This is a genomic window from Candidatus Phytoplasma asiaticum, assembly GCF_015100165.3.
Lineage (GTDB): Bacteria > Bacillota_I > Bacilli_A > Acholeplasmatales > Acholeplasmataceae > Phytoplasma > Phytoplasma citri.
On record NZ_CP097206.1, the window covers coordinates 79825 to 99970 of the forward strand.

Annotated in this window: 15 protein-coding genes and 3 pseudogenes; 15 read left to right on the forward strand and 3 right to left on the reverse strand. The window is 25.7% G+C overall.

Annotated elements, in window-relative coordinates:
- Nucleotides 1–433 precede the first annotated feature (433 nt).
- From H7686_RS00325 to H7686_RS00345, 5 genes and pseudogenes are all read left to right on the forward strand, one after another.
- Nucleotides 434–658, forward strand: a complete 225-nt coding sequence (locus H7686_RS00325; RefSeq protein ID WP_444517566.1) for an S-adenosylmethionine synthetase N-terminal domain-containing protein — start codon at nt 434–436, stop codon at nt 656–658.
- A 549-nt stretch (nt 659–1207) separates the two neighbouring features.
- Nucleotides 1208–2651: pseudogene (locus tag H7686_RS00330) on the forward strand (group II intron reverse transcriptase/maturase).
- Nucleotides 2652–2877: 226 nt separating this feature from the next.
- Nucleotides 2878–3765, forward strand: coding sequence for a methionine adenosyltransferase (gene metK / locus H7686_RS00335; protein WP_444517547.1), 888 nt, complete (start codon nt 2878–2880; stop codon nt 3763–3765).
- Nucleotides 3766–3951: 186 nt separating this feature from the next.
- Entirely contained in the window at nt 3952–5373 is a 1422-nt protein-coding gene (gene proS, locus H7686_RS00340; RefSeq protein ID WP_193622006.1) for a proline--tRNA ligase, read from the forward strand.
- 220 nt (nt 5374–5593) lie between these two features.
- Nucleotides 5594–6862: a hemolysin family protein gene (locus H7686_RS00345; protein ID WP_193622005.1), complete on the forward strand. Its 1269-nt coding sequence runs from the start codon at nt 5594–5596 to the stop codon at nt 6860–6862.
- A gap of 63 nt (nt 6863–6925) precedes the next feature.
- Here the strand turns inward: H7686_RS00345 and H7686_RS00350 are convergent.
- Nucleotides 6926–7690: pseudogene (locus H7686_RS00350) on the reverse strand (reverse transcriptase domain-containing protein); the annotation flags it as partial.
- Nucleotides 7691–8230: 540 nt separating this feature from the next.
- On the opposite strand from H7686_RS00350, the pseudogene H7686_RS00355 reads away from it, so the two are divergent.
- The 6 genes and pseudogenes from H7686_RS00355 to H7686_RS00380 all read left to right on the forward strand — a co-directional run.
- A pseudogene (locus H7686_RS00355) lies at nt 8231–9199 on the forward strand (group II intron reverse transcriptase/maturase); the annotation flags it as partial.
- Between the two features lie 255 nt (nt 9200–9454).
- Nucleotides 9455–12202, forward strand: a complete 2748-nt coding sequence (locus H7686_RS00360; protein WP_193622004.1) for a cation-translocating P-type ATPase — start codon at nt 9455–9457, stop codon at nt 12200–12202.
- 158 nt (nt 12203–12360) lie between these two features.
- The gene (locus H7686_RS00365) at nt 12361–12933 is read left to right on the forward strand and encodes a signal peptidase I (protein WP_193622003.1); all 573 of its coding nucleotides are present in this window, start codon (nt 12361–12363) and stop codon (nt 12931–12933) included.
- A 68-nt stretch (nt 12934–13001) separates the two neighbouring features.
- Complete coding sequence (locus tag H7686_RS00370; RefSeq protein WP_193622002.1) at nt 13002–13661, forward strand: uracil-DNA glycosylase; 660 nt, start codon at nt 13002–13004, stop codon at nt 13659–13661.
- Between the two features lie 226 nt (nt 13662–13887).
- Entirely contained in the window at nt 13888–14559 is a 672-nt protein-coding gene (locus H7686_RS00375; RefSeq protein ID WP_193622001.1) for a ribonuclease HIII, read from the forward strand.
- Between the two features lie 76 nt (nt 14560–14635).
- The gene (locus tag H7686_RS00380) at nt 14636–15055 is read left to right on the forward strand and encodes an HIT family protein (RefSeq protein WP_193622000.1); all 420 of its coding nucleotides are present in this window, start codon (nt 14636–14638) and stop codon (nt 15053–15055) included.
- A 160-nt stretch (nt 15056–15215) separates the two neighbouring features.
- Here the strand turns inward: H7686_RS00380 and ruvB are convergent, their stop codons facing one another.
- Nucleotides 15216–16217, reverse strand: coding sequence for a Holliday junction branch migration DNA helicase RuvB (ruvB, locus tag H7686_RS00385; RefSeq protein ID WP_193621999.1), 1002 nt, complete (start codon nt 16215–16217; stop codon nt 15216–15218).
- 1 nt (nt 16218) lies between these two features.
- Nucleotides 16219–16785: a Holliday junction branch migration protein RuvA gene (ruvA, locus tag H7686_RS00390; protein ID WP_193621998.1), complete on the reverse strand. Its 567-nt coding sequence runs from the start codon at nt 16783–16785 to the stop codon at nt 16219–16221.
- 407 nt (nt 16786–17192) lie between these two features.
- Between ruvA and rpsP the strand changes: the two genes are divergently transcribed.
- The 4 genes from rpsP (at nt 17193) to tyrS (ending at nt 20127) form a co-directional block, all read left to right on the forward strand.
- A complete protein-coding gene (rpsP, locus tag H7686_RS00395) occupies nt 17193–17435 on the forward strand; it encodes a 30S ribosomal protein S16 (RefSeq protein WP_193621997.1) in 243 nt (80 codons plus the stop codon).
- A gap of 119 nt (nt 17436–17554) precedes the next feature.
- Nucleotides 17555–18292, forward strand: a complete 738-nt coding sequence (gene trmD, locus H7686_RS00400; RefSeq protein ID WP_193622009.1) for a tRNA (guanosine(37)-N1)-methyltransferase TrmD — start codon at nt 17555–17557, stop codon at nt 18290–18292.
- A 73-nt stretch (nt 18293–18365) separates the two neighbouring features.
- Complete coding sequence (gene rplS, locus H7686_RS00405; protein ID WP_078122942.1) at nt 18366–18722, forward strand: 50S ribosomal protein L19; 357 nt, start codon at nt 18366–18368, stop codon at nt 18720–18722.
- A gap of 145 nt (nt 18723–18867) precedes the next feature.
- Nucleotides 18868–20127, forward strand: coding sequence for a tyrosine--tRNA ligase (gene tyrS / locus H7686_RS00410; RefSeq protein ID WP_193621996.1), 1260 nt, complete (start codon nt 18868–18870; stop codon nt 20125–20127).
- Nucleotides 20128–20146 lie beyond the last annotated feature (19 nt).

The window sequence follows — 20146 nt, forward strand, 5'->3', positions numbered from 1 at the left end:
CAAAAAATATAAAAAAACTGAGAAACATCAAAAAAATTTAGACCTCATTATTAATCTTCAGATTAGGAACAAAAAGATATTAATTCTTTCTGATTTTAGAAATTTATTATACAAAAATCGGACACGATGCGACCTGGTGTAGTTTGAGAGATAAAAATATCTTATTATTGTAAGAGAATTGATTTACCAATATCTGATATTAAAAGAATTTAAGAAACAAAGAATGATTAGAATAAACAACTAATGAGTGGTAACACAATGTTAGTCTTTACAAGAAGATAAATTATGGCAAGCCGGATGCAAGGAAACTTGCTTGTCCGGTTTAGATGGGGGCTGTTTGTAATAGATATCAGAAAGATAAAATAAATTTTGAAATCAAAACGCAAATAATCTATCCATATCTCAAGGACATCCTGATAAAATAGCAGATCAAATTTCTGATGTTTTATTAGATGCTTATCTTAAACAAGATTCTCATGCTAAGATCGCTATTGAAACAATAGTTACTAAAAATAAAGTTATTCTTTGCGGTGAAATTAAAAGTTCTATTAATTTAGAACAAAAAAAAATAGAAAATATTGTTCGAGAGACAGTAAAAGATATAGGGTATATAAATGGGCGCCAAAGAGGCCTAGATTTCGTGCTATTTAACCGATAGCCAGGGCCGATAAACCCTGAAAGGAGATGGTCGGTCTAGCAAACGAAAGAATGTCAGATTAGAGCAGACCATAAAAGCGGGTTGCGATAAAAGCAAATTAGTCAAGAAGAATCCGCCACCAAATAATTCTACGGACAAGCCTGCAATGGCCTAAGAAGGAAAATTGATGTAATTACCCAACCTGTTCGGAAGTTGCTTAGACGAACAGTCTGGAGTCTATTAGTATATTATTTATGTACTGAGTAGTTTATCAGATAAAGAAAACCCGGAATCAGCCTCCCTAAAGAGGATACTTCCCCTAAGGAATTAAGGTCGAAATTTAGTGTAACTTGGAGAATCCTAAAACTCAGTAATTAAATTTACTAATCCGGAAATAAAGCCCGGATCGTCAAGGATAAAGCATCTTCTTAGTAGTCGTAAGGGTAAACCTAAATTTGGAATAATTTAGTTAATCGGCTTACCGAGAAAAGAGTTAACGACTCTTATAGGGCGAAAGAAGAAAGTAATTTACTATTTATTCAGTGGCATCAAGAAAGGGATTGATATACTATGTCAACAACGGTTTCAATAGAAACTAAACTTTCGCGAACACGGGATAAAATTCAATATTGTTCAGCAAACGGCTACTCTTTAAAAAGATAACTACAATAAGGAATGAATAACTTTTATAATACGTTAACCGCATTTAATAAAATTGCCGCTAACGAAGGGGCAGGAACACCAGATGTTGACAATGAAACCATTGATGGGGTTAATCTAGGAAGACTAGAAAGATACCATTAGTTTTTAAAATATCTTCTCAGAATGGAGTACGGGATTTAGAACCAAAAAATCTGGCCATGACGCTGTCAAACGCGTTAAATAAAGATTTCAAGGAATTGATTACCTTGTCAAAATTGACTTAAAAGGTTACTTTGATATAGATCAATCATGAGATTCTTATAAGAACCTTAAATCAGTTCATCATAAAGAATCAAACCCTCTCGACTATCTGCAAATGGTTAAAAGCCGGTTTCATGAAAGATGGGATCAAATACGAATCTTTATCGGAATTTCCTATATGCCGGCGAATATATATCTACATTATATCGGCTTGAAAATGAACGAACTAATTAAAGAGAAAAAACCAATTAGAAAGAATAGCCCAGAATATGGAAAAGCATGGCTTAAAAACCAACATTATAAACTGGGAATCGACAATTCTCTTAACCTAAATCCAAAACTAAGAGCTGAATATATATTCGTTATGCTGATTACTTTATCAATTAGCAGGGATAAATCAAACATTGTCAAAGCCAACAAAGGGATTAATTACTTTCTATCCTATATGATAAAGGTAAATCCAACCAGCAAACACTAAAAAGGTTTATAAGAAATCCTTAAGTGGCAAAGTTAAAATCCAAATTTCTAAAGCGAAAGTCGAAGAATATGGGTATGAATACAATTGGTTAAAAAAGGGAAAAACGAAACACGACGAAACATTAGCGAAGAGAGAGACGAATTAGAAATAATTCGGACCTATAAGACAATTGTCAAAGGACTTATCCAATACTTTTGTTTAGCTAACAATCTAAAGGTTTTAATTCATCTAAATTATCTAGCTGAGTATAGCTGTTTGAAAACATTGACAAAGAAACGGAAAACGTCAATTGCCAGAGTTCGGAAAAAATGCAAGATAGGTTCAACTTGGGGTGTTTCTTATCTTAATAAAAAAAAAACCCATTACGAACCATGGGATGTTTATTCTTGGAACAGAATTAAAAAAATGTGTAACTATAAGGGAAATCCGGATATTACCATTAATAGATTTATATTCCAAGGTCGTACGAATTTCACTAATCGTCTAAAAGCGGAACGTTGTGAGAACTGTGACAAAACAACCCCACTGCAAATTCATCACATTGGGACGATTCGTAACGCGCATCGCCACAGGGTCGGGAATAAAAGAACTGAAGTATTGTGTCAAGATTGTCATCAGAAGATAACCAATTAACAAATACACGATATTAGAAAACAAGAACAATAAGAATTAAATAGCTAATCAACCGTGAGGGGAAATTAGTTCTCGAGAGAGAGTGAATTAGGGAAAGCCGGATGCTTGGAAACTTGCTTGTCCGGTTTGGACGGGGGCTGATTGTAAATAAAACAGCAAAGATAAATCGCTGCATAAAACGCAATTAATCTATCCGTATAAAGAAGATAATTTTTATTATTCAGATTTGTTAGTTGTTAATTTGATAAATAAACAATCTGAAGAAATTAATAGAGCTGTTTCAGTTAATGGTGGCGCGGGAGATCAAGGTTCAATGTTTGGTTATGCTACTAACGAAACGCCCCAGTATATGCCATTACAGTTTATATTATCTCGGAATTTAGCTTTACAATTAAATAAAATAAGAGAAGAGAAAATTTTACCTTTTTTAAAACCAGATGGTAAAACACAATTAACTATGGTATATGATGAAAAAGGTAATTTATGTTATATTGATTCAATTGTGATTTCTTCTCATCATAGCAATATTATTAAAAATAATAAAACTTTTTCAAATGATATTATACAATATGTTATTAAACCTGTTATTCCTATGAAATTTATAAATGCTAAAACTAAATTTTATATTAATCCGGCAGGAAGTTTTATCCAAGGAGGTCCTTCTTTTGATACTGGTTTAACAGGAAGAAAAATTATTCAAGATAGTTATGGTAGCGAAATACGTCATGGAGGAGGTTGTTTTAGTGGAAAAGATGCTTCTAAAGTTGATCGTAGTGGAGCATATATGTTAAGGTATTTAGCTAAAAATATTGTTGCTTCTGGTATTTGCGATAAATGCGAATTACAAATAGCTTATGTCATTGGAGTAAATTTTCCTGTCGGCTTGTTTATTAATACTTTTAATACTAGTAAAGTTAATGATAATCTCATTCTTGAGGCAATTTATAATAATTTTGATTTAAGTCCCCAAGGTATTAGTAATCAATTAAATTTAACTAAACCTATTTTTCGTATGACTGCTAAATATGGACATTTTGGTATCGATAATTATAAATTTAGTTGGGAAAATATAGATAAAATAAAATTATTTTCTAGGTTATTGAATAAATTTTAATAAGTTTATTTGTTTTTATTTTTATCTAGTTATTAATTTTAAAACAATTTATTTAATAAAATCAATACTAAATCTAAATATTTATTAATTTATTTATTAAGTTTATATAAATTTGTTATTCGATAGATATTATGATCTAATAATTTTAGTTATTTTTAAGGTTATTTTTATAAAAGGTTATAAAATATGAAAAAAAAATTAGTTAAAACGGTTCATTTTCGTGATATTGATTTTAGTCAATGGTATACAGATCTTTGTTTAAAGGCTAAATTGATTTCTTATTCTGATGTACCAGGTTTTTTTATTTATTTACCTAATGGTTATTTTTTATGGGAAATGATACAAAAATTTTTAAATCATTATTTAAAAAAAAGTAATCATCAAAATGTTTATTTTCCTTTGCTTTTTTCTGAAAATTTGTTTCAGTTGGAAAAAGATCATATTAAAGGTTTCGCTCCTGAAACTTTGATTATTGATAAGATTTCTAATCAATCATTACCATCTAAATTGATTCTTCGTCCGACTTCAGAAGTAATTTTTTCTAAATATTATTCTAATATTATTACTTCTTATAGAGATTTGCCTAAATTATTTAATCAATGGTGTAGTGTGGTTCGTTGGGAAAAAAATACCAAGCCTTTTTTAAGAAGTAAAGAATTTTTATGGCAAGAAGGTCATACAGTTCATGCCTCTAAAAAAGAAGCTTTGAAAGAAACTCTTTATATTTTGAATTTGTATAAAAAATTAGGAAAAAAATTGTTAGCTATACCTTTTATTTCGGGTATTAAAACAGAAAAAGAAAAATTTAAAGGAGCTGTAACGACTTATGCTATCGAAACTTTAATGTATGATGGTCAATCTTTACAAGCTGGTACTTCTCATTATTTAGGAACTAATTTTTCGAAAATTTTTAAAATTCAATTTCAAGATCAAAATTCCGTTATACAATTAGCTCATCAGACGTCTTGGGCTGTTTCATCTAGGTTGATAGGTGCTATAATTATGGTTCATGGCGATGATGAAGGTTTGGTTATGCCTCCTTATATTGCTCCTATACAAATAGTTATTATTCCTTTAAGGTTAAATAATTCTTTTTTATTAACTAAAGTTAATTTTTATTATAAACAGTTATTTAAAAAATATCGAACTAAATTGGATATACAAAATAAAAATATTGGTTGGAAATTTAGTCATTATGAATTACAAGGTATTCCTTTGAGATTAGAAATAGGGGAACAAGAATTAAAAAATGATCAAATAACGATTTTTATTAGACATAATCGAAAAAAAATTATTATTAATGCGTCTGAATTATTAATTAATATAACCGAATTATTCAAAAATATCCATCAAAATATGTTTGATAAAGCTTTACAACGTATGACAAAAAATATTTATATTGCTAATAATTACGAGGAATTTAAAATTAATTTATTCAAAAAAGGATATGTTAAGATGAGTGTTTTAGCTAATGAGGCGGAAGAAATTATCAAAAAAGAAACAGGTGCTACAGCTCGAGTAATTTTGAAAGAAAAATTATTAAATAAAATTTGTCCTGTGACTCATAAAAAAGCAAATCAAACTATTTTATTTGCTAGAGCTTATTAAAAAAATTAAAATTAATTTAAAAATGAATGATTTTACTTTTGTTTGAATTTATGGTAAAATTATTCAAAGTTGTTCTTAATAAAATAAGAAATTAAAAAAAGGAGAATAAGTTAATTTAAACGTATATGGAAAATGATGATAAAAATAATTATTTAAAAAGTTTTATTTTTTATAACCTATATTTTATTCTATTCAAATGTGAAAGAGGTTATAAAATAAAATGAGTATAATTATTTTGACTATCATAGCATTAATTTTTATCAATGCTTTATTGTCGGCCATCGAAATATCTTTAGTTTCTTTAAACGAAAGTAAATTAGATATTGAAATAGAAAAAGGTATTAAAAAAGCCTTAAAAATTAAAAAAATTAAATCTAAACCTACTCATTTTTTGTCTGTTATTCAAATTGTTATTCATATATTGACAGTAATTCAAGGTTATATGTTGCATCATGATTCTCATGGTGAGATTCAAATTTTATTAACTCTTCTTTCTTTGGTTTTGGGAGATATTATTCCTAAACGAATTGCTCTAATTTATCCTTTAAAAACTGCTTATTATTTATTAGGTTTATTTAATTTAGTTTGTTTTTTTATGAAACCTTTTGTTTGGTTATTGAATCAAATAAGTAATATTATTCTATATTGTTTAAGAATTGATCCTAATAAAACTCAAGATATTGTTTCTGAAGATGAATTACGTTTTTTGTTAAGTTCTTCTTATAACCAAGGAGTTATTAATAGTAATGAAAATAATATGATACAAAATATTTTTGATTTTAATACTACTAAAGTTTCGGATATTATGCGTCATAGAAAAGAAATTGTAGCTATTCGTCATGATATTAATATTAATGAATTAAGAGAATTTATTTTAAAAGAAAAATATACTCGATTCCCTGTTTATATGGAAAATTTGGATAAGATTTTAGGTATAGTGCATATTAAAGATCTTTTTAAGGTTTTATTAATAACGAACGATCCACGTTCTTATAAAAATAATTATTCAAAATTTAATATTAATCATTATTTGAGAAGAGTTTTTTATATTACAGAATTCAAAAATATTAGCGAATTATTAAAAGAAATGCAGTCTAAACAAAAACATATGGCTATTGTAGTTGATGAATATGGTGGTACAGCTGGTATTGTAACTATTGAAGATGTTATTGAAGAAATTTTAGGCGAAATTCAAGATGAATATGATAAAAACGATTTTGAAATTGTTAAAATCTCTAATCAAGAATTTATTATCAAAGGTACTGCTCATCTTTGTGATATAGAAGAATATTTAAATGCTAATTTACCAGTAGATGATTATGATACTTTAAGTGGTTTTATGTTGGATAAATTAGGTAGAATGCCAGAAAGTAATGAAAAAATAAAGATAGTTTATAATGATTGGGTGTTTGATGGTTTGTCTCATAATGGTTTAGTAATTACCAAAGTTAAAGTGACTAAGCCTATTATTTCTAAACAGATAAAATAATTTTGTTATTTTTATAATTCAAATGAGGGCGCCAAAGATTCCTAAATTTCGTGCTATCTAACCATATTCTGGATTTCCTTTCTTAATTGGTTTTCCTTCTTTGATCAGTTCCTTCATTCTCAAGTCCATGTAATGTAAATATACATTCGCCAACAAGGGGGAAATAATTCCTCCTTGAGGGGAGCCTGATAAAGATTCGTATTTGATTCCATCTTTCATGAAGCCAGCTCTTAGCCATTTGTTAATGGTTGAGAGAGTTTTATCCTTTTTGATGAACCGATTTAAGGTTCGCATGAGAATTTCATGATTGATGGTATCGAAGTAACCTTTTAAGTCAATTTTGACAATATAGTCAATCCCTTTGAATCTTTGTTTAACACGTTTGATAGCGTCATGACAAGATTTTTTGGTTCTAAATCCAAAGTTCCATTCTGAGAAGATATTTTCAAAATAGGGAGCTAAGAGTTGTTTCAGGCATTTTTGCATTAGCCGATCTTTGATGGTGGGTAACCCCAAGGGTCTGGTTCCTTTATTATCATTAGGAATAAGAATTCTTTTAACTGGTTTGGGGTTATAACCATTATTGACGTATTCCTGATGGTATCTTTCTAGTCTTTCGAGATGAATTCCATTAATAGTTTTATTGTCAATTCTGGGGGTACCCGCCTTTTTGTTAGTGGCAATTCTGTTGAATGCGGTTAACATGTTATAAAAATTATTCATTCCTTGTTGGAGTTCTCTTTTTAAGGAGTGGCCATTTGCTGAACGATATTGAATTTTATCCAATGTTCGCGAAAGCTTAGTTTCTAGTGAAACGGTTGTTGACATAATATATTAACCCCTTTCTTGATACCATTGAATAAATAATAAATTACTCTCTTCTTTCGCCCTATAAGAGTCGTTAACTCTCTTCTTGGTAAGCCAAATTATTCCAAATTTAGGTTTACCCTTACGACTACTAAAAAGATGCTTTATCCTTGACCATCCGGGCTTTTATTTCCGGATTAGTAAATTTAATTACTTCGTTTTAGGATTCTCCAAGTTACACTAAATTTTGACCTTAATTCCTTAGGGGAAGTATCCTCATTTGGGAGGCTGATTCCAGGTTTTTCTGATAAACTACTCAATACCGAAGTTATGTATTAGTAGGATCTGGACTGTCCGTTTCAGCAACTTCCGAGACAGGTTCTCTTATTACATCAATTTTCCTTCTTAGGCCATCTCAGGCTTGCCCGTAGAATTATTTGGTGGCGGCGTCTTCTTGACTAATTTGCTTTCGTCGCAACCCGCTTTTATGGTCTGCTCTAATCTGGCATTCTTTCGTTTGCTAGACCGACCATCTCCTTTCAAGGTTTATCGACCCTGGCTTATGGGAAGGCATGGCGTAAAAACCAACACCATAGATTGGGGGTTGATAGGTATATCAATTTAAACCCAAAGATAAGAGTTGAATACATCCGCTACGCTGATGACTTTATCATTGGAATTAAGGGTGAGTATGACAAAGCCGAAGAGATTAAGAACCGAGTAACGCAATGGTTAGAACAAGATTTGAAACTTACGATCAGTAAGGATAAGTCAAAGATTGTTAAAGCCAACAAAGGGACAAGGTTTTTATCCTACATGATTAAGGTAAACCCCGCTAATAAAACACGCGAAAGGAAAACCACGAAGAATTCCTTAAACGGTAAAGTTCAAATCCAAATTCATCAAGCGAAAGCTGAAGAATATGGATATGAATACAATTGGTTAAAAAAGGGGAAGGTGAAACATGATGAAGCTTTAGCGGATAGAGACGAATTAGAAATAATCCGGACCTATCAAACAATTGTTAAAGGAATTATCGAATACTTTTGTTTGGCTAACAATCTCGGTGTTTTAACCCATCTAAATTATCTAGCTGAAGATAGCTGTTTGAAGACACTGGCAAGAAAATGGAAAACATCGATTGCCAGAGTTCGAAAGAAACTTAATATAGGTTCAACCTGGGCTATTCCTTATCTCAATAAAAGGAAAACCCAATACGAACCATGGGTTGTCTACTCTTGGGATAAAATCAAAAAAATGCGCAATTACAAGGGAAACCCTGATATTATCATCAATAGATTTTTATTCCAGGGTCGTACACATCTAACTGACCGACTAAAATCGAAACGTTGCGATAACTGCGACAAAACAACCAAACTTCAAATTCATCACATTGGGATAGTTCGCAATGCGAATCACCCAAGGATCATGAATAAAAGTACAAAGGTATTGTGTAAAGATTGTCATCGAAAAGTGACAAATCAACAAATGCATGATATCAGAGAGAATACGAACGATAAGAATAAATAACTAATTAACCGCAAAGGGAAATTAGTTCTCGCAAGAGAGTAAATTATGGAAAGCCGAATGCTTGGAAACTTGCTTGTCCGGTTTGGACGGGGGCTGATTGTAAATAAAACAGCAAATATAAATCGCTGCATAAAAAGCAATTAATCTATCCGTATTTCTAAGTAATTTGGGAATTTTTATTTTTTTATTTATTTTATTATTTAAATTAATAATAATGATGAGGCATATTTCTTAGAAGGTTTGGTCGAGTAATATATGAATTCTTTGTTTTATAATTCTGAAATATTATTATTAGTTGAAGAGTTAAAAACTAATTTAAAAACAGGATTAACAGAACAACAAGTTCAAACTAGATTAATTGAAAATGGTTTGAATGAATTGTTCAAAACTAAACCTCAGTCTTTAATAAAAAAATTTTTTAGTCAATTAAATAACTTTTTTATATACATTTTATTAATAGCAGCTTTTATTAATTTAATAATAGGAATTTTAACTAGCCATCAAGAAGAGTTATATGAAGGTATTTTAATTTTAATAATTATATTAGGTAATGCTGTTTTTGGTGCTTTTCAGGAACATCAGAAAGATAAATCTTTCGATATTATTACTAAAACTACTAAAATATATGTAAAAGTTTTAAGAGAATCTAATGTGAAATCAATAACTAGTGATCAGTTGGTTCCGGGAGATATTGTTTTTTTGGATAAAGGAGATATAGTTCCTGCAGATTTACGTTTATTAGCTTCTAATAACTTACAAGTTGATGAAGCGATTTTAACAGGCGAATCTATAGCAGTTGCTAAACGAGCTGATATTCAAATTAACGATTCTAATTTACTTAATCAGAAAAATTTGTTATTTATGAATACTGTTGTAATTAATGGAAATGCTGAAGCTTTAGTTATTAATACAGGAATGAAAACTCAAATAGGCAATATTGCTAAATTATCTCGAACAGTTCAAAAAGAAAAAACAGTTTTAGAATTTTATTTACAAAAATTAACTAAAATATTGAGTATTATTATTTTTGTTTTAATTTTGATAAATTTTATTTTTAATATTTTTAAATATTATCTATTTTTTAATTATTTGAGTTGGAATGTTATTAGTAGTTATTTGTTGTCTTCTATCGCTTTAATTGTGGCAGTTATTCCCGAAGGCTTATTAGCTATTATGACTATTATTTTCGCTTTTGGTATAAAAAAGATAGCTAAAGAAAACGCTATTGTTAAAAATTTAAAAACTTTAGAACGATTGGGTTCAATTAATGTTATTTGCACAGATAAAACAGGTACTCTTACTCATAATAAATTATTAATTAAATCATTATATGTTTATTCCGATTTTTTTCATATTGATTATTCTAATAAGTTAATTTGCGATAATTTACTTTTAAGTTATCAAGAGTTAATTTATTATGGTCTTTTATGTAATAGTATTGCTCAGTATTATAATGGAAAAATTATTTCTTGTTCCAATTTGTTAGATTCTGTAGATCGTGCCTTTTTAGAATTATCTAAAGTTTTGAACATTAATGTTTCAAAGTTGCAAAAACAATATAAATTAATTAAAATATTTCCTTTTGATGATCATTTGAAATTAATGATGGCTATATACAAATATCAAGATCAATATTTAACTATTTTTAAAGGCGCTGGAGAAATTATATTAGATTTGTCATATTATATTTATATTAATAAAAAACAAAAAAATGTTATTAAAAGTGAAAAATATAAAGAAGAGTTTGAATTTAATTTAAATCAAAAAGCTCAAATGGGTTATAAAGTATTAGGGATTGCTTTTACAAATTTTTTTGATTATCGTTTTTTATCTGATAATATTTCTTTAAAAGAAATTTTGTATATTTTAGGTAAAAAGATTATTTTAGTGGGATTAGTAGGTATTGAAGATCCTATAAAATTAGAAGTTTTCCAATCAATTCAAGAATGTCATGATGCCGATATTAAAACAATTATGATTACAGGTGATCATTGTTATACAGCTATTCAAGTAGCTAATAAATTAAAAATTTTAAATCAAAAAACTGACTTAGTTATGGATGGTTCTGAATTAGATAAATTAACCGAAACAGAATTATTAGAAAAATTAATAAACATTAAGGTTTATGCTCGTACTATTCCTCAACATAAATTAAAAATTGTTAGAGCTTGGCAAAAATTAGGTTATATAGTGGCTATGATTGGTGATGGAGTGAACGATGTACCTAGTATTAAACAAGCTGATGTAGGATTAGCTATGGGTTTAAGTGGTACGGAAATTACTAAACAAAGCGCTGATATTGTTTTAATGGATGATAATTTTCATACCATTTTAACATCTATTAAAGAAGGTCAAAATGTTTTTGTTAATATTCGTAAAAGTTTAGTTTTTTTATTAAGTTGTAATATGGGTGAAATTTGTCTTATATTATTAAATAGTTTTTTTGGTTTTTTTTATTTTCCTTTTGATTTTGTTATTTTGAATACTTTACAAATTCTTTGGATTAATTTAGTTACTGACTCTTTGATAGCTTTAGCTTTAGGTATGGAACCTCCAGAACATAATATTATAGATAAATCTATGATTAAAAAAAATATTAATTTTTTAAATAAATCGATTATTTATAAAATTTTTTTAGAAGGTTTAATGTTGGGAATTATTGTTTTTGGTTCTGCTATTTTAGGTTATTATATTCATAGTGTTGATAATATTAAATATGGCCAAACTTTTGCTTTTATGGTTTTAGCTTTTTCACAATTATTTCATGCTTGGAATTTTAGAAGTTTATCAAAGTCTATTTTTTCCATTAAAACCAAAAATAATCTTTTTATAATTTATTTTATAATAAGTTTTTTGATACAATTTATTATTTTATTTATTCCTATTTGTCAAAAATATTTTAATTTGGCTAAGTTATCTTTTTCGGATATAATCATTATTATAATTATTTCTTTAATTCCAATATTAGTTGTTGAATTATTTAAACAATATTTTAAGGATTAATTTATTTAATATTTTTAGTAACTTATTTACAAATTATTTTTAATTTATTGGTTATTTTTTGAATTTATTTGAGAATGTTTTATGTTATTTTATAATAAGTTTATATATAAATTTTTTAATTATATTTTTAAAGATGGGCGCATTATGGTGATTTGCTAATGGGATTTATAAAATATAAAAGGTATATTTGTTTAACTATTATTAGAAATATTATTTATTATTTTTTTCATTTATTTTTATTTTTTGTAGTTATATTTTTATTGTGTAATTTAATTTTAGATAAAGAAAAAACTTCTCAAATTTTTCGTTTTAATTTTTCTCGTGTTTCTAGTGAGAGTATGTTACCTTCAATGCGTGTAGATGATATAGTTTTTTTCACTATATTAGATGAAAATAAATGTAAATCATTAAAACCTAGTACTCCAGAAAAGTTAGATGGTGATATAATTATATTTAAAGCGGATGAATCGAAATTTATTGATTTAAAAGATAGTTTTATTATTCATAGAGTGGTTGAGAATAATCATCAAAAAAAATATGTTACTACTAAAGGCGATAATAATTCGGCTATTCAAAACTTTGAAAAAGAAATTCCTTATAAAAATATTTTTTATAAATATTCTTTTAAAATTCCTTATGAGATTACTTATATTTTTATATGGGGAATGATTTTATTATTATTTTATTTTATTATTTTTGGAGAATCTAAATCTGATGATAATTTAGTTTAAAATTTTAATTTATTAATTCAGATCAATATTTTATTAAAGTAGTTTTTTTAAGGGTGATATAATATTTTATGTTGATTGATATAAATTGGGAACGTATTATTTACAAAGAACAACGTAAAAATTATTTTATTAAAATAAAAAATTTTTTGATAACTCAATCTAATTTAGGGAAAAAAATTTTACCAAACACAAAAAATATTTTTAACGCTTTTAAATTTACTTCTTGGGAAAAGGTAAAAGTGGTTATTTTAGGTCAGGATCCTTATCCTGGACCTAATCAAGCTCACGGATTAGCATTTAGTACTTTATCTTGGGATACTCCTAAAAGTTTAAAGAATATTTTTACCGAGTTAAAAAATGATTTATCTATTATAAATTTTAAAAATCAATTATTTTCTTGGGCTTATGAAGGGGTATTGTTATTAAACACCATTTTAACTGTTGAACAAGGATTGCCTTTGAGTCACAAAAATATTGGTTGGCATATTTTTATTATTAATATATTTAATTATTTGTCTTTGAAAAAAAATATTGTTTATATTTTATGGGGAAAAAAAGCTCAAGATTATAAAGAATATATTAATATCAAGGATAATTTAATTATCGAAAGCAGTCATCCTTCTCCTTTTTCTGCTTATCAAGGTTTTTTCGGTTCTAAACCCTTTTCTCGTGCTAATGAATATTTAAAACACCATCAAAAAAAACCTATTAATTGGAATTTGTATTAAAGAGGATTTTTGAAATATCAGGTTATTTCATCAATAGCCAATGATAATAAATATTTAAAAGGATAATAACGTAAGTCGGGTTATTTATAATATTATAATAAGAAATAATATAATAATTTTGTTCGAAATATAAATATCTATTTTTATTGATTATATTTGAAAAAAATTAATATTTTAAAATTACTTCATTGATAAGAATAATTTTAGACAGGAGTTGTTTTAATTTATGAAGAAAAATTTGCAAAATTATATTAATTGTGTTGGAGCGGATGAATCAGGTAAGGGTGATGTATTCGGTCCTATAGTTGTTGGTATAGTTTATATAAAGGATGAATTAGCAGATTTTTTATTACGCAATAAAATTAAAGATTCTAAATTATTAAGTAAAAATTCTATTTTCCGAATAGCTCCTTTTTTGATGAAAAATATTGATTATGATTTTGAAATTTTACAACCTTTGGATTACAATAATTTAATAAATAAAAAATTAAATCTTAATCATATACTTGCTTATTTATATAATAAATTAATTTTAAGATTTTATCATAATTTAAAATTTTCATCTCCAGTCATTATAGATCAATTTGCAACTGAATCTTGTTATTTTGATTATTTAAAAACAGAATCTAATGTTTATCGTCACATTATATTCAAAACTAAAGCTGAATCTAAATTTTTATGTGTAGCTGCTTCTTCTATTATCGCTCGTTATTTATTTTTAAGAGAGATAGAAAAATTAGGGCAACTTAATAATGTAAAATTAATTTTAGGAGCTTCTGATTTGGTGAATCAACAAATTAAATTAATTTATGAAAAATATGGTTTATCAATTTTTTATAAAATTGCTAAAATTAATTTTAAAAATCTTAGTAAGAATATTTGTTTTAATCGATCTTAATTTTAAAATTGAATTTTATGGAAATTTTAAAAAAATATTCTTTAAATTAAAATTTTTATAAAAAGGAATAATTAATATGCATAATGTTTTTTTGAAAATAGTTAATAAACAAATACCGAGTTATATTATTTATGAAGATGATTTGGTTATGGCTTTTTTAGATATTGCTCAAGTTACTCGTGGTCATACTTTGGTTATTACTAAAAAAGTTTATTGCGATATTCAAGATGTACCACAAGATGTTTTTGTTCATTTATTTAAAATAGTTTATAAAATTAGTAATATATTGATAAAGGCTTTTAAAGCTTCTGGTCTAAATTTAATAAATAATAACGGAGAAGTAGCCGGACAAACTGTTTATCATTATCATGTTCATATAATTCCTCGTTTTTCTAAGGAAGAAATATGTTTTCCATTATTAGATAATTCTTCTTATTTAAAGGAACATGATTATAAAATGATTTTACAACAAATACTAGATTCTAATTCTAATTAGAATATGAAAAATTAAATATTGGATGATTATTATGTAAATCTTTTTATAATCAATTTTAATAATAATATTTTAATATTATATTATATTTTATATTTTTCAAAAAATTAATTCAAAATTTATTAATTTTCATTAATAAAATAAATATTAATTGTTAGTTATATCATATTGATTTCTTATTTAATTTATTTAATAATCTAATAGTTAAATTAGTTGCTATACGACCTTTAGGTGTTCTTCTAATATAACCTTTCTGGATTAAATATGGTTCATAAACTTCTTCTATAGTTAATATTTCTTCTCCTAAAGAAGCTGCTAAATTTTTAATTCCTACAGGTCCGCCGTTAAATTTAAATATTAAATGATTTAAATAATGATAATCTGTTTCATTTAATCCGTTTTCATCTATTTTTAATTTTTTTAATGTTTCTAGTGTGATTTGATGAGTAATTATTTTATTAGAATATATTTCTGCAAAATCTCGTGTTCTTCGGAATAAACGGTTAGCTATTCTAGGTGTTCCGCGACTACGTTTTACTAATTCTGTTAATGCTGACTCTTCTATATAGCTATTATAAACTTTAGCTGTTCTTTGGAGAATAGTTTTTAGTTCTGATTCTTTATAATAATCTAATTTTAAAGTTAAACCAAATCTATCTCTTAATGGAAAAGAGATATTTCCGAATTTGGTAGTAGCTCCAATCAAAGAAAAAGCTGCTAAATTAATTCTAATAGTTCTTCTGTCATAATCTTTACCAATAACAATATCTAAAGCATAATCTTCCATAGCAGAATATAAAATTTCTTCTACGATTTTTGGTAATCGATGAATTTCATCAATAAATAAAATTTCTCCTGTTTGTAAACTACTTAAAATAGCAGATAAATCTCCAGCTCTTTCCAAAACAGCTCCATTAGTAATTTTTATATTTGTCTTCAATTCATTAGCAATAATGCGTGCTAAAGTAGTTTTTCCTAAACCTGGAGGTCCATAAAATAAGAGGTGATCTAAAGTTTCTTTTCGTTTTCGGGAAGCTTTGATATAAATATCTAAAATATGTTTAATATCTTCTTGTCCCGTGTATTCTTGTAATGTTTGAGGTCTTAAAAAAGCATCTTCATTTTTATTTTTTGGATTTGGTTTATTTTTTAATTTTTGTTCCATTTTATTTCCTATTTTTTAATAATAATTGTAAAGATTCTTTGATCATTGTTTCTATATCTGTTTCTGTATTGATTTGGGTTATAATAGAATTAATTTGTTTTATTTCGAAACCTAAATTTAATAAAGCATTTTGAACATCTTTTTGTTTAGGATTAAATATATAATTTGTTTTTTTATTTGTATTTTTATTATTTAAATACCAAATAATTTGTTGTGCTGTTTTTTCTCCAATACCTGGAAATTTTTTTAAGAAATTTACATTATTAGTTTCGATAGCCATTTGAATATCCGGAAATAATTCATTTTGTGTTAGTACAATAGCTATTTTAGGACCTATACCCGGAATAGTAATTATTTTCTTAAAAAAATTTAATAAGTTGATATCTGTGAAACCATAAAAATAACGTATATTTTCTTTAATATATAGATAAGTAAATAATTTTACTTTTTGATTTATTTTGAATAAATAAGGATTGTAAAAACCTATTTCATAACCTATGCCATTATTTTCGATAACTATATTATTATTATGAATTAATTTAACTAAACCTGTAATATAGTAGTACATATTAACAATTATTCACTCCTGTTATAATTAATTTTTATCATTTTTATTTAAAAATATATTTTTTAATTTAAATAATTTAATTATTTTCGGATTATTTTTTTAAATTATTTATTAAATTAATATATATTTTAATATATCTTATTTATTATAATGAATGTATAATTATAATTTAATCTATTCAGGATATGATTAATTTTTATTATATTTTAAATCTTTTTTAATCTTATAATAAATTTATATTTAAAATAAATAATATTTATAGTAATTGTGAAATTATTTATTATTTGGATTTATAATTAAAATGAGTCAATATTTCATTGACAGTAATTATTTTTTATTTTATAATTACTTGAATTAGTATTTTTTTCAAAATATTTTTTAATTAAATTGCGTTTGGAGTTAGAAAAATGTCAGTTAAAATTCGTTTACAACTTTTTGGTTCTCGTCACAAACCTTTTTATCGTGTAGTAGCAATTGATTCTCATAGCAAAAGAAATGGTAAATTTTTAGAAATTTTAGGAAACTATGATCCTTTAAAAGAAATAATTAATTTAAATTTAGATAAAATTAATTATTGGTTATCTTTAGGTGGTCAACCTACTACTACTGTTAAAAATTTGTGTAAAAAATTTAAAAAAAATCAAAACTAATTGATTTTTAAATTTTAGAAGTTTTTTAAAAATAATAGAATAATTCAAAAGGAAATATATTGAAATAAAAAATTTATTTTTTTGTTTTTGACAAAAGGAAAGATTATTTGATAAATGGCATGAAAATAGATATTATAACTATTTTTCCGAATTTTTTCGATTATTTCTTAAACCATTCTATTTTGAAAAGAGCTAAAGACAAAAACAAAGTTATTATTAATGTACATGATTTAAGATTTTATAGTCATAATAAACATTTTAAGATAGATGATAAACCATATAGTGGCGACACAGGAATGTTATTATCATTTCCACCTTTATATGATTGTTTAGATAAAATAAAATCAAATATTAAAAATAAGAGTAAAGTTATTTTATTATCTCCTCAAGGGAATTTATTAACCCAATTCAAAGCAAATCAATATATTAAGGATTTTGAACAATTAGTTATTATTTGTGGTAATTATGAAGGAGTTGATGCTAGAATTTTAAATTTTATAGATGAAGAACTATCTATTGGAGATTATGTTTTAACTGGTGGGGAGATTGCTTCTTTAGTTTTTATAGATGTTATAATTAGACTTATACCAGGAGTTATTCATGAAAATTCTTATTTATCTGATTCTCATCAAAAAGGTTTATTGAAATATCCTCAATATACTAGACCTTTTGAATATAAAAACTATAAAGTTCCTTCGGTTCTTTTATCTGGAGATCATCAAAAAATTTATAAATGGCGTTTAAAGGAAAGTTTAAAAAATACTTTAAAAAAAAGACCAGATTTATTAAAAAAAATTCATTTAGATAAATTTCATCAAACAATATTAGAAGAAATTAAAAATGAAGATGAGGAATAATATATTTTTCATATTATTTTTAACAAATTAATAAATAAAATTTTTTTATTAAGGGAATGGGAATATTTACATTATGGAATTAAAAGGTCAAACTTTAATAAGAGCTATAGAAAGTCCAAGTTTTAAAAAAATACCTTTTTTTAAAGTTGGTGATACTGTTAAAATGTTAATTAGACAATCTATTGGCGATAATAAACGTGTTCAAAATTTTTCTGGTTTAGTTATTAAACGTCAAGGTAGCGGTATATCTGCAACTTTTACTGTACGTGCTATTAGATTTGGTGTAGGAGTAGAACGTACTTTCCCTATTTATTCGTCTGCTCTAGAAAATATAGAAGTGCTTAGTTATGGTATAGTTCGTCGCGCGAAATTGTATTATATACGTCATTTATCATCGAAAGCTGCTAGAATTAAAACTAAACATAAATAAAAATTTATATTTATAAATAATAATTGATTTTATGCAAAAAATATATTTTTATAATGAAAATATTATTTTTTATATTGTTTGATTATAAATGAAAATAAAAATTTGTAATATTGGTAAAAAATCAAATTAAAAATTGGAGATAAATATGTCTTTGTTTGAAGAATTAAAACTGCGTAATTTAATAAAAGATTGTAGCAATGAATCAGATTTAATGTATTATTTAAATCATAATGCTATTAATTTTTATTGGGGCGTCGATCCTACAGCTAATTCTTTAACCATAGGACATTTAGTACCAATTAACACTATTTTGCTTTTGTATAATAAAGGTCATAATCCTTTTATTTTGATAGGTCAAGTTACTAGTTTAATCGGAGATCCTAAAACAACAAAAGAAAGAACTTTATTAATGTCACAAGAAGTTTGCGAAAATACTCGAGATATTTTATTACAATTAAAATCTTTATTGCCCGAAAAAAGAGTATCTTTTGTTAATAATTATGATTGGTTATATCAAATGAATCTTTTAGATTTTTTAAGGCAATATGGCAAATTATTTAATATGAAATATATTTTGTCTAAAAAAATTATATCCGAAAGATTGAAGAATGAAAATTCTGGTATTTCTTATACTGAATTTTCTTATAATTTATTGCAAGCTTTTGATTTTTATCAATTATATTTAAATTATAATGTAATATTGCAAATTGGTGGTTCTGATCAATGGGGTAATATTACAAGTGGTTTAGAATTAATTCGAAAATCAATTAATCCTTCTAAAAATAAACCTTTAGGTATGAGTATCCCTTTATTGTTAAATGATCAAGGTGTTAAAATTGGTAAAAGTGAAAAAGGTAATGTATGGTTAAATCCGAAATTAACTAGTCCTTTTGATATGTATCAATATTTTTTAAATTTACCTGATAGTCGTGTCATTGCATGTTTAAAACAAATGACTTTAATTACTTTAGAACGTATTAATTATTTAGAATCTGAAATGAAATTTAATTCTTACAAAAGATTAGCTCAGAAAGAATTAGCAAGTTATATAGTTTCTTTAGTTCATGGTCAATCTATATCTAAAGATTGTGAACAAGTTAGTTATCTTTTATTTGGTAAAAAAAGATTAGATTTATTAGAATCAGATTTCAAATTTTTACAAAAATATTTATTTTGTTTATTAGTTAGTCCGAATATTACTTTATTAGATGTTTTAGTCCAGAGCAAATTAGCTTTGTCAAAAAAAGAAGCTAAATTATTGTTATTAACTAAAAGTATTAAAATTTTTCCTTATGAAAAAAAAATTGATTATGATTTGTGTTTAACTCCTGAATTAGCTTTATTTAATAAATATATTTTAGTAACTAAAAAAAAGAAAATTAACATTTTAGTATATTTTTCTTAAATTCGAATTAATAATTAAT

Coding starts and splice junctions, on each gene's coding strand:
- proS (WP_193622006.1), top strand. CDS start 3,952: ATGAAAAAAAAATTAGTTAAAACGGTTCATTTTCGTGATATTGATTTT.
- H7686_RS00345 (WP_193622005.1), top strand. CDS start 5,594: ATGAGTATAATTATTTTGACTATCATAGCATTAATTTTTATCAATGCT.
- H7686_RS00360 (WP_193622004.1), top strand. CDS start 9,455: ATGAATTCTTTGTTTTATAATTCTGAAATATTATTATTAGTTGAAGAG.
- H7686_RS00365 (WP_193622003.1), top strand. CDS start 12,361: ATGGGATTTATAAAATATAAAAGGTATATTTGTTTAACTATTATTAGA.
- H7686_RS00370 (WP_193622002.1), top strand. CDS start 13,002: ATGTTGATTGATATAAATTGGGAACGTATTATTTACAAAGAACAACGT.
- H7686_RS00375 (WP_193622001.1), top strand. CDS start 13,888: ATGAAGAAAAATTTGCAAAATTATATTAATTGTGTTGGAGCGGATGAA.
- H7686_RS00380 (WP_193622000.1), top strand. CDS start 14,636: ATGCATAATGTTTTTTTGAAAATAGTTAATAAACAAATACCGAGTTAT.
- ruvB (WP_193621999.1), bottom strand. CDS start 16,217: ATGGAACAAAAATTAAAAAATAAACCAAATCCAAAAAATAAAAATGAA.
- ruvA (WP_193621998.1), bottom strand. CDS start 16,785: ATGTACTACTATATTACAGGTTTAGTTAAATTAATTCATAATAATAAT.
- rpsP (WP_193621997.1), top strand. CDS start 17,193: ATGTCAGTTAAAATTCGTTTACAACTTTTTGGTTCTCGTCACAAACCT.
- trmD (WP_193622009.1), top strand. CDS start 17,555: ATGAAAATAGATATTATAACTATTTTTCCGAATTTTTTCGATTATTTC.
- rplS (WP_078122942.1), top strand. CDS start 18,366: ATGGAATTAAAAGGTCAAACTTTAATAAGAGCTATAGAAAGTCCAAGT.
- tyrS (WP_193621996.1), top strand. CDS start 18,868: ATGTCTTTGTTTGAAGAATTAAAACTGCGTAATTTAATAAAAGATTGT.